This window comes from Leifsonia poae, assembly GCF_050632195.1.
In the GTDB taxonomy this organism is placed as follows: domain Bacteria; phylum Actinomycetota; class Actinomycetes; order Actinomycetales; family Microbacteriaceae; genus Leifsonia; species Leifsonia poae_C.
The window spans coordinates 224,175-238,944 of record NZ_CP192580.1; the positions used below are offsets into that span (position 1 = coordinate 224,175).

Below are 14,770 nucleotides of genomic sequence, written 5' to 3' on the forward strand. Positions count from 1 at the left end.
GTCGCGGAGCCGGCGATCGCCAGATCACGCAGCCCCCGCTCACTGAACCACCGCGCGCCGCTCGAATGTTTCACGTGAAACCTGTCCGGACGCGCTGGATCGTGCGCGGCACGACCATCATCGATAAGCCCGCGAGTATCGGCCGGACGCTCGTGGAAATCCCTGCGGTCTCACCCAGCAGGCATCTTCTGTCGATCCGGCGGCGTCCCCTGATCTGAAGGTCAGCGACGATGCGCTGCAATATCCATCGGCTCACACAACGACGTGATCGCTCGCGGCCCGCTGAGCGCGGGTCGTCCCCAACCACTCGATCAAGCCCGGTCGGGACGGAGATATCGCACCGAGTCTTTGGAGTGTGCAGTATCCCCGTCTGCTATTCATTGTTCCGCAGCCACCCGTCACGGCCACTGCCAGCGCCTGCCCGAGTCCCTTGGGGGCACGGGTAGTGGGGGAGGAGCTGCCTCACCCGCGGATCGTCGACACGTTGAGTGTCACAGGAACGATCCTAAGACCCGCTCCCGATCAACGGACCGTCGCTCGAATCACCCTGGTGACGTCGTCGAGCACGCCATCGCCCAATGTGAGCACCTCGACATCGCTCAGCTTGAATCGGCGAATCTCTTTCGAAGCTGCCTCGACCTCAGCGGCCGCGGCGGCACCCTTCATCAGGACGAGCTCCCCACCATCTCGCACCAGGGGAGCGGTGAGGGGGATCAATTTGCGGAACGCACTCACTGCTCGCGCGGTCACTTGGTCGAGGGGAGTCTCGAGGCGCACATCCTCGGCTCGCGCCCGAACGACCTCGACGTTGTCGAGACCCAGTTCCTCGACCTGCTCAGCCAACCAGGCGACCCTGCGCTCCATCGGCTCGATCAGTACGAAGGTCGACTCAGGACATGCGATGGCCAGAACGAGACCGGGCAGACCTGCCCCGCTACCGACATCCCCAACCCGTCCGGGCTTCATCAGAGGAGCAACGATCGCACAGTTCAGGATGTGCCGCGACCAGAGCCGGGGGAGTTCAAGCGGGCCGATCAGTCCGCGCTCTTCGCCCTGTTCGGCCAGGTTGCGGGTGAACTGCCGAGCGAGGTCGATCTGGTCGCCGAACAGTTCGCGTGCCGCGGCGGGCTCGAGTTCGAGAACGTCGTCGGTCGCGCCGGCTCCGCCATTCGTCGCGTCAGTGGAGTCCGTCAATGTTTCACGTGAAACTAGGCAGCGGTGATGACGGTGTGGCGGTCGCGACCCTCGCCCTGCGAGTTCGAGACGAATCCACGCTCCGACACGATGTCATGCACGAGCTTGCGCTCGTACGAGGACATCGGGGGAAGGGCAGCCTGCGCGGCTCCTTCCTCAAGCCGAGCGATGGCACGCTCGACGAGCGTGGCGAGTTCCGCCTGGCGCGCATCCCGTGATCCGCCGATGTCGAGGATGAGACGCGAGAAGGAACCGGTCTTGTTCTGCACGGCAAGGCGCGTCAGCTCCTGCAGCGCGCTGACCGTCTCGGGCTTCGAGAGAAGTCGGAGGTCGGTGCCACCGTCGGTGTTGACCGAGATATAGGAGCGGCCGTTGCGCGCGTCGATGTCGATGTCACCGTCGATGTCGGTGATGTCGAGCAACTCCTCGATGTAGTCGGCTGCGATATCTCCTTCGCGGTCGAGCTCGTCGGCGGTCGGCTCCGAATACTCCGTACCGGTGCCCGTTACGGCCTGCGTCTCCGCGTCGACGGCGGTCTCAGCGGTGAACTCTGGTTCGGTCTGCTGCACGTCGGTCATCCTGTGTACCTACTACTTTCCGGTCTGCTTCTTGGCGCGGGTCTTGCTCACCGGCTGAACACGCTGCGTGGTCTTCTTGGGCACGTCGGACTCGTTGACGGTCAGCACGACAGCGCCCTCTTCGTTGATGAGCTTGCCCTTGCGTGCGAGGCGAGCCTCGCGAGCCTTCGCGGCATCCGAACCGGGGGTCGGCATGTTGCGGATGACAAGGAACTGCTGAGCCATCGTCCAGATGTTCGAGGTCAGCCAGTAGAACATGACGCCGAGCGGGAACGCGAAGCCCGAGAAGAGGAACACGAAGGGGAGCAGGTACAGCAGAATGCGCTGCTGCTTGAACTGCGGGCTCGCCTTGGTCTCCGGCGACATGTTCTTCGAGACGATCTGGAGCTGCGTGAGGAACTGCGATCCCGTCATGAGCACGACCATCGTGGCCGCGATGATCATGACGGCGGTCTGCTGCGGGTTGGCGTTCAGAGCACCCTGGAAGCTCTGGTGCAGGGGAGCGATCCCGAACAGGGATGCGTTTCCGAACTGCTGGGCCAGCGTCTCGTTGAGGGGGCCGACTCCGGCCTTGCCGCTCTGAGCACCGTTCAGAACCTGGAACAGGCTGAAGAAGATCGGCATCTGGAGCAGCAGCGGAAGACAGGAGCTCAGCGGGTTCGTGCCCGTCTTCTTGTAGAGCTCCATGGTCTCGCGCGACATCGCCTCACGGGAGAACTGGTCTTTCTTGCCCTTGTACTTCTCTTGGATCTTCTTGAGCTGCGGGGCCACTTCGAGCATGCGCCGCTGGTTCTTGATCTGGCGGACGAAGATCGGGATGAGCGCAGCGCGCACCACGACGGTGAGGCCGACGATCGAGAGCACCCAGGTGAGGCCGGCTGCCGGATCGAGACCGACATTGGTCAGGACCCAGTGCCAGGCGACGAGGATCAGTTCTACGACCCATTTGATGGGCCACAGAATCGTTCCGAAGATATCCATGTGGGTGCTAGGCCTTTCCCTGGCTTGTGGCGACGACGAATCCGAACGGAGTCACCCTGTAGCGACGTTTCTTCTTGAGCGGGACGTCATCGACCCCGCCGGCTGCCCAGGGGTGACACCGCGCGATGCGGCGGACCCCCAGCACTGACCCCACAACCACCCCGTGTTCTTGAATGGCCTGCAATGCGTAGGCCGAGCACGAGGGGTAGTAGCGGCAGACATCTCCGTACAGTGGAGAGATCACGGCCCGATATCCGCGCAGCAGAAGCACGGCGACGTTCCTCGGCGCAAGGAGCACAGCTGCGATCGCGGTGTTCATCGACGGGAGTTGCCTCTACTGGTGATGCGGCTGATGGATCGAGTGATCTCTTCGTGCAGGGTAGCCCACTCCGCTTGAGCACAGCCTGGTAAAGCCCTGATCACGACATCCATGCCCGGTGTCATCTGGGGGAGCAATTCGTGGGCGATCGCCTTCATTCGTCGCCGCACGAGATTGCGCCGGTTGGCGGTGCCCACCGTCTTTCCGACGATAAAGCCGAATCGCACCACCTGGGAGTCGGGGTTCGGGCGGATGTACGTCACGGTGTTCGTGTCTGTGGCACGAGCACCCCGACGAACCGTCGCCTTGTAGTCCGCCCCCCGCGTGATGCGATTGGCTTTGGCGAGCACCGGCCGGACTAGGCGGAGAGCTTCGTGCGACCCTTGCTGCGACGGGCAGCCAGGATGGCACGGCCGGCACGGGTGCGCATACGCAGACGGAAGCCGTGCGTCTTGGCGCGCTTGCGGTTGTTCGGCTGGAACGTTCTCTTGCTCATATCAATCTCCGTGTGGTCTCTTAACAGGCCGGTGCTGAATGATGGGCCAGCACGGGGAGGCCGTGAAAAGTTTTTGGGCAGCCTGAACGGCTGAAGTCAACTGGTTAAAGCTACGGCGTCGGCCGGACGAGGTCAAACCGATCGAGCCAAATCCATTGATTATGCACAGGATTGGCAGGAAGCAGGGGAGCGACACGCCGGTGTATTCCGGTTATCGAATTTGATCCACAACCTGTGGACAAGTTACCGTGAGGACGAAAGTTATCCCCAGCCATACCCACTGAGGTCTGGAGATCACTACGGTATTGCACACACAGCGGTGGATAACTCTGTGAATACCTCCCAGCGGGTACCTGAAGCCCGCTGACCCGACGACCTGGTCACGATGATGTGACTCGTTCCAACGGGTGAAGGCATCCACACCAACACGAATACGGGGAACGATGGCAGGCGGCGAAGAGTCCATTTCTGCGGCATGGCAGAGCGTGCTCGACACTTTAGGGTCGGACGATCGCATCACTCCGCAGTTGCATGGATTCCTCAGCCTGGTCGAGCCCAAGGGCATCATGGCCGGCACCTTCTACCTCGAGGTTCCGAACGAGTTCACCCGCGGCATGATCGAGCAGCGCAGCCGCGTTCCCCTTCTCAATGCAATCGGAACCCTCGACGACGACCTCGCAGTGACGACCTTCGCCATCGTCGTCAACCCGGAGATCCAACAGGACACGATGGTCGGCCCCATCGAGCCGTCCGAAGCGGCGTACATCGAGGCTCCCGTGGTTGCCACACCGTCGAACCCCACAGAGATCACGGCGCCACCTCGCAACAGCGATACGCGACTCAATCCCAAATACAGCTTCGACAACTTCGTCATCGGTCAGTCCAACCGTTTCGCGCATGCCGCTGCCGTCGCTGTGGCCGAGGCACCCGCCAAGGCATACAACCCGCTCTTCATCTACGGCGACTCGGGGCTCGGCAAGACCCACCTCCTCCACGCGATCGGGCACTACGCGATGAGCCTGTACCCGGGCATCCGTGTCCGGTACGTGAGCTCGGAGGAGTTCACCAACGACTTCATCAACTCGATCGCCAACAACCGTGGATCCTCGTTCCAGGCGCGCTACCGCAACATCGACATCCTGCTGATCGACGACATCCAGTTCCTCCAGCGAGCGGTCGAGACTCAGGAAGCCTTCTTCCACACCTTCAACACCCTCCACGACCACAACAAGCAGGTGGTCATCACCAGCGATCTGCCGCCCAAGCACCTGACCGGATTCGAGGACCGGATGCGGTCCCGCTTCGAGTGGGGCCTGATCACCGATGTGCAGGTGCCCGACCTCGAGACCCGCATCGCCATCCTCCGCAAGAAAGCGCAGAGCGAGAAGATCCAGGTACCGGACGACATCCTGGAGTTCATGGCCTCGAAGGTGTCGAGCAACATCCGGGAGCTGGAGGGAACGCTCATCCGGGTCACCGCGTTCGCCAGCCTCAACCGCACCCCTGTGGACATGCCGCTCGTACAGACCGTCCTGAAAGATCTGATCACGCTCGACGACGATAACGTGATCGCGCCGACCGACATCATCACGAACACGGCCGACTACTTCAAACTCACCGTCGATGACCTGTATGGTTCGAGTCGTTCCCAGGCGGTCGCCACCGCACGACAGATCGCCATGTACCTGTGCCGCGAGCTGACCAACCTCTCGCTTCCGAAGATCGGACAGTTGTTCGGAAACCGCGACCACACCACCGTGATGTACGCGAACAAGAAGATCAGCGAGCTCATGAAGGAGCGCCGGTCGATCTACAACCAGGTCACCGAGCTGACGAGCCGTATCAAGCAGAACCACCGCTACTCGAAGTAGCAGCCTCGGTTCTGGCAGTTATCCACAGCCTCTCCCCAACGTGGGGAGAGGCTGCCTTGCTCACATGTGGATAACTTGTGGACAAGATGCCGAAACTCGGACCGTTAATGGGGACGAATCCTGAATCCCTGTGAATTACGGCCGTTCGAACGATGCCCCGACTCCCCGCTGTTTGACTGGAGTCCCCAGGTCATCAACAAGTCACAGAGCTGTAGTTCCCAGTCGTGGACCGGGTTCCACCGAGTTATCCACAGTTTCCACAGCGGTTAACACCATTAATCGTTAATTCTTCTTAGTGGGTCAGCCGACAACCTTCGCCCAGAGCTCGAATCACAACTTTGGCCGGCCGAGGCAAGCGCTAGGATTTGTCACGTTCCATTGCCCGCCTACGACAGAGGTGACTTCGTGAAGTTCCAAGCCAACCGGGATGTATTCAGCGAGGCCGTCTCGTTCGCAGTGAAGCTCCTGCCCCAGCGGACGACCCTCCCCATCCTGAGCGGTGTTCTGATCGAGACCACCGAGACAGGTCTCCAGCTGTCGTCGTTCGACTACGAGGTCTCGGCGCAGACAGAGATCGCTGCAGAGGTCGAAGAACCCGGTCGGGTCCTAGTCTCCGGTCGTCTCCTTGCCGAGATCGCAGCGAAGCTGCCGAACGCCCCCGTGCAATTCTCGACCGAGGATTCCAAGATCGTGGTGCGCGCCGGGTCGGCGAACTTCACCCTGTTGTCCATGCCGGTCGAGGAATATCCGAGCATCCCGCAGGTGAGCGGCGAGGCGGGGCTGGTGCCGGCAGATGAGTTCGCCGAGGCTGTCGCCCAGGTCGGAGTCGCTGCATCCCGAGACGATGTCACTCCCGTGATCACGGGAGTCCAGCTCGAGGTCGGCGACAACACGCTCGGACTCGTGGCGACGGACCGCTACCGCGTGGCAGTTCGCGAGATCAACTGGGACAACGGGACCACCAGCGGCGAGCCTGTCACGGCGCTCGTGCCCGCGCGCACACTGACCGAGATCGGTAAGACCCTCGGTCACAGCGGCACCATCGCCGTTTCGATCACCAACCGCGACGACCGCGAGCTCATCGCGTTCACGGCCGATAAAAAGACCGTCACATCGTTGCTGATCAAGGGAAATTTCCCACCAGTTCGACGGCTCTTCCCGGAGACCGTCGACAACTACGCGGTCGTCAACACCGCCGAGCTCATCGAGGCGACGCGTCGCGTCTCCCTGGTGCTCGAGCGTGAGGCTGCCTTGCGATACTCCTTCTCCGCCGAGGGCCTCACCCTGGAGGCCATCGGCTCGGAGCAGGCTCAAGCATCCGAGAGCATCGACGCTCTCCTCACTGGCCAGGAGACGGTGGTTTCGCTGAAACCGCAGTTCCTGCTCGATGGTCTCGGTGCAGTGCACTCGGAATTCGTGCGCATTTCCTTCACCAAGACCGACAACCCCAACAAGCCGGGTCCTGTGCTCATCACGAGCCAAACCTCGAAGGACCAGGCAGGCGCGGACAACTACAAGTACCTGCTGCAGCCCAACCTGCTGCTCAGATAGTTGCCAGTGTCCGAAAGGAAAAGAAGGACAATCATGCACATCGGCCTCATCGGTCTCGGAAAAATGGGCAACAACATGCGTGCCCGCCTCGAGAAGAACGGCATCGAGGTGACCGGCTACGACACGAACCCTGACGTTTCGGATGTCGCCACGCTCGCCGATCTCGTCGCCACCCTCCCCGCCCCTCGCACCGTCTGGATCATGGTCCCGGCCGGGAAGATCACGGATGCGGTCGTGTCGGACCTCGAACCGTTGCTCGAAAAGGGTGACCTCGTCATCGATGGCGGCAACTCGCGGTTCACGGAGGACTTCAAGCACTCCGAGCAGCTCGCGCCCAAGGGCATCGACTTCATGGACGCCGGCGTGTCCGGTGGTGTGTGGGGTCTCGACAACGGCTACGGCCTGATGGTGGGTGGAAGCAAGGAGCAGGTCGAGCGCGTCATGCCCGTCTTCGACGCACTTCGTCCCGAAGGCCCGCGCGACGAGGGCTTCGTTCACGTCGGCGAGGTCGGCGCAGGCCACTACGCCAAGATGGTGCACAACGGCATCGAGTACGCGTTGATGCAGGCGTACGCCGAGGGTTACGAACTCCTCGACACCCGCAAGGACATCATCAAAGACGTCACCGGAACCTTCAAAGCCTGGCAGCGCGGAACTGTTGTTCGGTCCTGGCTGCTCGACCTCCTCGTTCGCGCACTCGAGCAGGACCCGGAGTTCGAGCACATCGAGGGCTACGTCCAGGACTCGGGCGAGGGTCGTTGGACCATCGAAGAGGCTCTGGCGAACGCCGTTCCCGTGCCGACGATCAGCGCCTCCATCTTCGCTCGCTTCGTCTCCCGCCAGGATGATTCCCCGGCGATGAAGGCCGTCGCAGCGCTGCGCAACCAGTTCGGCGGCCATGCCGTCAAAGCTGTCGACTGACGTGCGCCGCTAACGAAGAGTGCGTGTCACCCATCTGTCCCTGACTGACTTCCGCAACTATCGAACGGCGGAAGTTCCGATTGCGGCCGGCGCGAATCTCTTCGTCGGCCGCAACGGCCAGGGCAAGACGAATCTGGTCGAGTCGCTCGGCTACCTGAGCACCCTCGGGTCGCATCGGGTGTCGAGCGACCAGGCCATGATTCGCAAGGATGCGGAATCCGCGATCGTGCGGGCGCGCATCCACCACGAAGGGCGCGACCTCCTGGTCGAACTCCAGTTGAACCGGGGTTCGGCGAATCGAGCTCAGGTCAATCGCTCGGCCATCAAGACACGGGAGCTCCCGCGCTACTTCTCGAGCGTGCTGTTCGCTCCCGAGGATCTAGCGCTCGTTCGAGGTGAGCCGAGCATCCGTCGCCGGTTCTTCGACCAGTTGCTCGTTCAGCGCAATCCGCGGTTCGCTGGTGTGCTCGCGGACTACGATCGCGTGCTCAGGCAACGCAACACCCTGCTGAAGTCGGCTCGCGCATCCGGGGTCCGAGAGAGCCAACTGGGAACGCTCGACATCTGGGATGAACGACTCGTCACCCTGGGTTCGGAGCTCGTCGACGCCCGGGTCGACCTGATCAACCGGCTCACTGATCCGCTGGTCGCGGCCTATCGATCGGTCGCAGGCGACGATCACCACCCTCGGTTGATCCCGCTGCTCACCATTCGAGGAGCCGATGTCGACGATGTCGACACGGACGGAACGGCCGACGCAACGACTGTAACCGGCTCAACCAGTGTCGCAACCGCCGAGGCGTTCCGTGAGGCTCTCACTGGCGTCCGTCGCAAAGAACTCGACCGAGGCATCACTCTGATCGGGCCGCATCGGGACGACATCCTGTTCGAGCTGAACGATCTTCCGGCGAAGGGCTATGCAAGCCACGGCGAATCCTGGTCGTTCGCACTGGCTCTCAAACTTGCTTCCGCCGAGCTGTTGCGGCGCGAGTCCACCACCGGCGATCCGGTGCTCATCCTCGATGATGTCTTCGCCGAACTCGATCAAGCGAGACGCAGGATGCTCGCAACCGCCGTTGCCGGTTACGAGCAGGTGTTGATTACGGCGGCCGTTTACGACGACGTGCCCGAAGAGCTGACTGCGCACACGGTTCGTATCGAAGCGGGCGCGGTCGTCGAGGCTGGCAATGAGTGACGATCGGCCAGAGCTGAGCGAGGCTTCGGCGGTCTACCTTCGGTTCCGTGAGATCTTCGGGGGCGTTCCCGCTCGTGCGCGCCGCCCTAAGAAAAGGGATGAGCGGGATCCGAGCGCGAGTCAGCCCTTCGGCAAGGGGCGGGATCCGCATGGGCTCGGCGACATCGTCGACTCGCTCGCCACGCAGCTCGGCTGGACGTCATCCCTCGCACAATCCGACCTCCTCGCCGGATGGCTGGAACTCGCCGGTGAGGAGACCGCGAAGCACGCGACCCCCGAGGGGATCACCGACGGCGTTCTGACGGTGCGCTGTGAGTCGACGGCATGGGCGACGCAGCTCCGGATGATGCGCTCCGACCTTCTCGCGAAGATCGCGACCCGCTTCCCCCAGGCCGACATCCAATCCATCCGTTTTCAGGGCCCCGACGCCCCCTCTTGGAAAAGAGGCCCCAGGTCGATTCCAGGGCGCGGTCCGCGCGATACTTACGGCTGAGTGCACAAAAGAGGTCGGCGGCACAAAAATAACGCGTCAGACGGGCGAATCTGGCCGTTCCACCAGGCGGCTCTTGGTAGACTGGATGGGTCACACTGAGTGCGGTCAGGAGCCTAATTTCATATGACGATGGAACCGAACAAAGCCGAGTCGGAACACGACTACGGAGCGAATGAGATCCAAGTTCTCGAAGGTCTCGAAGCCGTACGCAAACGACCCGGAATGTACATCGGTTCCACCGGCCCCCGCGGACTGCACCACCTCGTCTACGAGATCGTGGACAACTCCGTCGACGAGGCGCTCGCCGGCCACGCCGACAACATCGAGGTCACGATTCTTCGCGACGGCGCCGTGCGCGTCGTCGACAACGGTCGAGGCATCCCGGTCGACATCCACCCCGTGGAGAAGAAGTCGACGGTCGAGGTCGTTCTGACGATCCTGCACGCCGGTGGAAAGTTCGGCGGCGGCGGATACGCGGTCTCTGGCGGTCTGCACGGTGTCGGTAGCTCCGTGGTCAACGCGCTGTCCGAGCGTCTCGACGTCGAGGTCAGCCGGCAGGGCAATGTGTACCGGCAGAGCTATCGCAGCGGTGTGCCCCAGGCTCCCCTCGAGATGGGCGAAGCGACCGACGCCACCGGTACGACGATCACGTTCTGGCCGAGCTCGGAGACGTTCGAGACGACCGAGTTCGAGTACGAGACGCTCCGCACGCGCTTCCAGCAGATGGCGTTCCTCAACAAGGGACTCCGGATCGCGCTGACCGACGAGCGTCCCCACGATGACGACGAGGACGATCGCACCGAGGTCTTCCTCTATGAGCAGGGCCTCACCGACTACGTGCACTACCTCAACGCCGCCAAGAAGGCGGAGGTCGTGCACGACGAGATCATCTCGTTCGAGTCGGAGGACACGGAGCGCAAGATCGCCCTCGAGGTCGCGATGCAGTGGACCACGAGCTACAACGAGAGCGTCTTCACCTACGCGAACACCATCAACACGCACGAAGGTGGAACGCACGAAGAAGGCTTCCGAGCCGCTCTCACCACGTTGGTCAACCGGTATGCGCGCGAGAAGAACATTCTGAAAGAGAAGGACGACAACCTTTCGGGCGACGATGTGCGCGAGGGACTGACGGCCGTGATCTCGGTGAAGCTCTCGGAGCCGCAGTTCGAGGGACAGACCAAGACCAAGCTCGGCAACACCGAGGCGAAGGCGTTCGTGCAGAAGGTCGTCGGCGATCAGCTCGGCGACTGGTTCGATCGCAACCCGAACCAGGCACGCGAGATCATCCGCAAGGCGCTGCAGGCGGCGACCGCTCGGCTCGCGGCTCGCAAGGCCCGTGAAACCGCTCGTCGCAAGGGACTCCTCGAGGGCGGCGGGATGCCCGGCAAGCTCAAGGACTGCCAGTCGAAGGATCCGTCGATCTCCGAGATCTTCATCGTCGAGGGTGACTCGGCCGGTGGCTCGGCTGTTCAGGGTCGCAATCCGGAGACCCAGGCGATCCTTCCACTGCGCGGCAAGATCCTGAACGTCGAGAAGGCCCGGCTCGATCGCGCGCTCGCGAACAACGAGGTGCAGGCGATGATCACGGCATTCGGTGCCGGCATCGGCGAGGACTTCAACCCGGACAAGGCGCGCTATCACAAGATCGTGCTGATGGCGGATGCGGACGTCGACGGTCAGCACATCACCACGCTGCTGCTCACGCTGCTCTTCCGGTACATGCGTCCGCTGATCGAGCTCGGCTACGTCTATCTCGCTCAGCCACCGCTCTACCGGTTGAAGTGGACAAACGCCGAGCACGAGTACGTCTACTCCGACCGGGAGCGCGACGCCTTCCTGGCCGAGGGTCAGGCGGCCGGCAAGCGCATCCCGAAGGACAACGGCGTGCAGCGCTACAAGGGCCTCGGCGAGATGGACTACAAGGAGCTGTGGGAGACCACGATGAGCCCCGAGACCCGCACGCTGTTGCAGGTCACCCTCGACGACGCGGCCGCCGCCGACGAGATCTTCGCCACCCTGATGGGCGAAGACGTCGAGTCGCGCCGTAATTTCATCCAGAAGAACGCGAAGGACGTGCGGTTCCTTGACATCTGACGACACCACAAACGACGGCACCGGCGTGTCCGGTGAGGACGCCGGCTCGGCCGCCGAGGGCACCGAGACGGAGATCGTGATCGCTGACGGAGCCGGCTTCGGCATCCACGGCCGGATCGATCAGGTCGACCTGCAATCGGAGATGCAGCGCTCCTACCTGGACTACGCGATGAGCGTGATCATCGGGCGCGCGCTGCCCGAGGTTCGCGACGGACTCAAGCCCGTGCATCGCCGGGTGATCTACGCGATGTTCGATGGCGGCTACCGCCCCGACAAGGCGTTCTCGAAGTGCGCCCGCGTGGTCGGCGACGTGATGGGACAGTTCCACCCCCACGGCGACTCGGCGATCTACGACGCGCTCGTGCGGCTCGTTCAGCCTTGGAGCCTGCGCTACCCGCTCGCACTCGGCCAGGGAAACTTCGGTTCTCCCGGCAACGACGGCGCGGCCGCCCCCCGATACACCGAGACCAAGATGGCGCCGCTCGCCCTCGAGATGGTGCGGGACATCGGCGAAGAAACCGTCGACTTCCAGGACAACTACGACGGTCGCACCCAGGAGCCGGCCGTTCTGCCCGCCCGGTTCCCGAACCTGCTGGTCAACGGCTCGGTGGGTATCGCGGTCGGCATGGCCACGAACATCCCGCCCCACAACCTCCGCGAGGTCGCGGACGGCGCGCTGTGGCACCTGGCCAACCCTGAAGCCCCGCGCGAAGAACTCCTCGAGGAGCTCATCAAGCGCATCAAGGGACCGGACTTCCCGACGGGAGCCCAGGTGCTGGGCATCAAGGGCATCCAGGACATGTACCGCACGGGCCGCGGTTCGATCACCATGCGGTCGGTCGTCTCGATCGAGGAGATCCAGGGTCGCGTGTGCCTGGTCGTCACCGAACTGCCGTACCAGGTGAACCCCGACAACCTCGCGATCAAGATCGCCGAGTTGGTCAAAGACGGCAAGATCGGCGGAATCGCCGACATCCGTGACGAGACCTCCGGTCGCACCGGTCAGCGCCTCGTCATCGTGCTGAAGCGCGATGCCGTCGCCAAGGTCGTCTTGAACAACCTGTACAAGCACACACAGCTGCAGGAGAACTTCGGCGCGAACATGCTCGCGATCGTCGACAATGTGCCGCGTACTCTGCCGCTCGACGGATTCATCACCGCATGGGTCGATCACCAGATCGAGGTCATCGTTCGGCGCACTCAGTACCGTCTGCGCGAGGCCGAGGAACGCATCCACATCCTGCGCGGCTACCTCAAGGCGCTCGACGCGCTCGACGAGGTGATCGCCCTCATCCGTCGATCGCCGACCGCTGACGACGCGCGCACCGGGCTGATGGAGCTGCTCTCTGTCGACCAGGTGCAGGCCGACGCGATCCTCGCGTTGCAGCTGCGTCGTCTCGCCGCGCTCGAGCGCCAGAAGATCCTCGATGACCACGACAAGATCGAGGCGGAGATCCTCGACTTCAAGGCGATCCTCGCCGACCCGGTGCGTCAGCGCACCATCGTCAGCGAAGAGCTCACCGAGATCGTCTCCCGCTTCGGTGACGACCGTCGCACCGAGATCATGTTCGGCTTCGACGGCGACATGAGCATGGAAGACCTCATCCCCGAAGAGGAGATGGTGGTCACGGTCACTCGCGGCGGCTACATCAAGCGCACGCGCAGCGACAACTACCGCAGCCAGCACCGCGGCGGCAAGGGCGTCAAGGGTGCCCAGTTGCGGGGTGAGGATGTGGTCGACCACTTCTTCGTCACGACCACTCACCACTGGCTCCTCTTCTTCACGAACAAGGGCCGGGTCTACCGCGCGAAGACCTACGAGGTTCAGGAGGCGGGCCGCGACGCGAAGGGCCAGCACGTCGCCAACCTGCTCGCGATGCAGCCGGATGAGGAGATCGCCGAGATCCTCGACATCCGGGACTACGAGACCGCCAAGTACCTCGTTCTCGCGACGCGCGACGGGCTGATCAAGAAGACGGCGCTCAGTGAGTACGACACCAACAGGTCCGGCGGCATCATCGCGATCAAGCTCCGTGAAGAGGACGAACTCGTCTCCGCACTGCTGGTCGAGGAGGATTCCGACCTGCTCCTCGTCTCGCGCAAGGGCATGTCCATCCGGTTCACGGCGTCGGACGAGGCACTCCGTCCGATGGGTCGTTCGACCTCCGGTGTGATCGGGATGCACTTCCGGGGCGAAGACAAGCTGCTGGACGCATCCGTCGTCTCGGACGAGGGATTCGTGTTCGTCGTGACGGAGGGCGGCTACGCGAAGCGCACCTCGGCGGACCAGTACCGCCTGCAGAACCGAGGCGGTCTGGGCATCAAGGTGGCCAAACTGAGCGACGATCGGGGCGACCTGGTCGGTGCGCTGATCGTGGATGAAGACGACGAGGTCCTTGTGGTTCTTGCCAGCGGCAAGGTGGTACGCTCTGCCGTGGCCGAGGTACCCGCCAAGGGCCGAGACACCATGGGTGTCGTATTTGCACGTTTCGCCGAGTCCGACAAGATCATCGCTCTGGCTAAGAACACCGAACGTAACCTCGATTCTCAGGAAGCTGAAGAAGAATCAGGGGAAGCCGCCGGGAAGGAAGAAACCGTAGATGAGCAGTAGTGTCGCCGAAAAGCTCGCCAAAAAGTCGTCCCGTAGACCCGCATCCTCCAAGCAGGTGCGGCTGAAGCTGGTCTACATCGACTTCTGGTCGGCAGTGAAGCTGTCGTTCCTCGCCGGAATCTGCCTGGCGATCATCGCGATCGTCGGAACCTTCCTCGTCTGGACCGTGCTCGACCGCACCGGTATCTTCGACCAGATCAACGGGCTGTTCAAGGACATCTCCGGCGCCGGTGGAACGGATCTCAAGGCCATCCTCGGTCTCGGGCAGGTCATGGGCTTCTCGCTCGTGGTCGGCGTGCTCGACATCATCGTGATCACGGCCCTCGGTGCCGTGTTCGCTTTGCTCTACAACCTCTCGGTGAAGATCACCGGCGGTCTTCTCGTCGGATTCACCAACAACTAGGCCACATACTCCGGCGCGATTCGGCCGGTTCTCGATTTCGTTTGGCCGGGCAGATCAGGT

The 14,770-nt window shown here is 62.8% G+C and carries 14 protein-coding genes; 8 read left to right on the plus strand and 6 right to left on the minus strand.

The window, feature by feature from the left end:
- Nucleotides 1-522: 522 nt before the first annotated feature.
- The 6 genes from rsmG to rpmH are packed head-to-tail and all read right to left on the minus strand — an operon-like array spanning nt 523 to nt 3,568.
- Nucleotides 523-1,194, minus strand: coding sequence for a 16S rRNA (guanine(527)-N(7))-methyltransferase RsmG (gene rsmG / locus ACQ86A_RS01265; protein WP_431278834.1), 672 nt, complete (start codon nt 1,192-1,194; stop codon nt 523-525).
- A gap of 14 nt (nt 1,195-1,208) precedes the next feature.
- On the minus strand, nt 1,209-1,772 hold the full coding sequence (locus ACQ86A_RS01270; protein WP_431278835.1) for a protein jag: 564 nt from the start codon (nt 1,770-1,772) through the stop codon (nt 1,209-1,211).
- A gap of 12 nt (nt 1,773-1,784) precedes the next feature.
- Nucleotides 1,785-2,753, minus strand: a complete 969-nt coding sequence (gene yidC, locus ACQ86A_RS01275; protein WP_431278836.1) for a membrane protein insertase YidC — start codon at nt 2,751-2,753, stop codon at nt 1,785-1,787.
- Between the two features lie 7 nt (nt 2,754-2,760).
- On the minus strand, nt 2,761-3,072 hold the full coding sequence (yidD, locus tag ACQ86A_RS01280; RefSeq protein WP_431278837.1) for a membrane protein insertion efficiency factor YidD: 312 nt from the start codon (nt 3,070-3,072) through the stop codon (nt 2,761-2,763).
- On the minus strand, nt 3,069-3,422 hold the full coding sequence (gene rnpA, locus ACQ86A_RS01285; protein WP_431278838.1) for a ribonuclease P protein component: 354 nt from the start codon (nt 3,420-3,422) through the stop codon (nt 3,069-3,071). The genes yidD and rnpA overlap by 4 nt, the downstream gene beginning before the upstream one ends.
- Nucleotides 3,423-3,430: 8 nt before the next feature.
- A complete protein-coding gene (gene rpmH, locus ACQ86A_RS01290; RefSeq protein WP_055897189.1) occupies nt 3,431-3,568 on the minus strand; it encodes a 50S ribosomal protein L34 in 138 nt (45 codons plus the stop codon).
- Between the two features lie 443 nt (nt 3,569-4,011).
- Here rpmH and dnaA point away from each other — a divergent pair, with 443 nt between their 5' ends.
- The 8 genes from dnaA to ACQ86A_RS01330 all read left to right on the plus strand — a co-directional run bounded on the left by dnaA (nt 4,012) and on the right by ACQ86A_RS01330 (nt 14,710).
- Nucleotides 4,012-5,439, plus strand: a complete 1,428-nt coding sequence (gene dnaA / locus ACQ86A_RS01295; protein WP_431278839.1) for a chromosomal replication initiator protein DnaA — start codon at nt 4,012-4,014, stop codon at nt 5,437-5,439.
- Nucleotides 5,440-5,844: 405 nt separating this feature from the next.
- Nucleotides 5,845-6,990, plus strand: coding sequence for a DNA polymerase III subunit beta (dnaN, locus tag ACQ86A_RS01300; RefSeq protein WP_431278840.1), 1,146 nt, complete (start codon nt 5,845-5,847; stop codon nt 6,988-6,990).
- 33 nt (nt 6,991-7,023) lie between these two features.
- A complete protein-coding gene (gnd, locus tag ACQ86A_RS01305; RefSeq protein ID WP_431278841.1) occupies nt 7,024-7,911 on the plus strand; it encodes a phosphogluconate dehydrogenase (NAD(+)-dependent, decarboxylating) in 888 nt (295 codons plus the stop codon).
- Nucleotides 7,912-7,930: 19 nt separating this feature from the next.
- Nucleotides 7,931-9,106, plus strand: a complete 1,176-nt coding sequence (gene recF, locus ACQ86A_RS01310; RefSeq protein WP_431278842.1) for a DNA replication/repair protein RecF — start codon at nt 7,931-7,933, stop codon at nt 9,104-9,106.
- Nucleotides 9,099-9,599, plus strand: a complete 501-nt coding sequence (locus ACQ86A_RS01315) for a DUF721 domain-containing protein (RefSeq protein WP_431278843.1) — start codon at nt 9,099-9,101, stop codon at nt 9,597-9,599. The genes recF and ACQ86A_RS01315 overlap by 8 nt, the downstream gene beginning before the upstream one ends.
- A gap of 123 nt (nt 9,600-9,722) precedes the next feature.
- Entirely contained in the window at nt 9,723-11,696 is a 1,974-nt protein-coding gene (gene gyrB, locus ACQ86A_RS01320; RefSeq protein ID WP_431278844.1) for a DNA topoisomerase (ATP-hydrolyzing) subunit B, read from the plus strand.
- 76 nt (nt 11,697-11,772) lie between these two features.
- Complete coding sequence (gyrA, locus tag ACQ86A_RS01325; protein ID WP_431280504.1) at nt 11,773-14,307, plus strand: DNA gyrase subunit A; 2,535 nt, start codon at nt 11,773-11,775, stop codon at nt 14,305-14,307.
- Nucleotides 14,297-14,710, plus strand: coding sequence for a DUF3566 domain-containing protein (locus tag ACQ86A_RS01330; RefSeq protein ID WP_431278845.1), 414 nt, complete (start codon nt 14,297-14,299; stop codon nt 14,708-14,710). The genes gyrA and ACQ86A_RS01330 overlap by 11 nt, the downstream gene beginning before the upstream one ends.
- Nucleotides 14,711-14,770: the final 60 nt, after the last annotated feature.

Bases quoted from the DNA above. Each gene is read 5' to 3' on its own strand.
- gyrB (WP_431278844.1), top strand. From the start codon at position 9,723: ATGACGATGGAACCGAACAAAGCCGAGTCGGAACACGACTACGGAGCG.
- yidD (WP_431278837.1), bottom strand. From the start codon at position 3,072: ATGAACACCGCGATCGCAGCTGTGCTCCTTGCGCCGAGGAACGTCGCC.
- ACQ86A_RS01330 (WP_431278845.1), top strand. From the start codon at position 14,297: ATGAGCAGTAGTGTCGCCGAAAAGCTCGCCAAAAAGTCGTCCCGTAGA.
- ACQ86A_RS01270 (WP_431278835.1), bottom strand. From the start codon at position 1,772: ATGACCGACGTGCAGCAGACCGAACCAGAGTTCACCGCTGAGACCGCC.
- ACQ86A_RS01315 (WP_431278843.1), top strand. From the start codon at position 9,099: ATGAGTGACGATCGGCCAGAGCTGAGCGAGGCTTCGGCGGTCTACCTT.
- gnd (WP_431278841.1), top strand. From the start codon at position 7,024: ATGCACATCGGCCTCATCGGTCTCGGAAAAATGGGCAACAACATGCGT.
- dnaA (WP_431278839.1), top strand. From the start codon at position 4,012: ATGGCAGGCGGCGAAGAGTCCATTTCTGCGGCATGGCAGAGCGTGCTC.
- yidC (WP_431278836.1), bottom strand. From the start codon at position 2,753: ATGGATATCTTCGGAACGATTCTGTGGCCCATCAAATGGGTCGTAGAA.
- rpmH (WP_055897189.1), bottom strand. From the start codon at position 3,568: ATGAGCAAGAGAACGTTCCAGCCGAACAACCGCAAGCGCGCCAAGACG.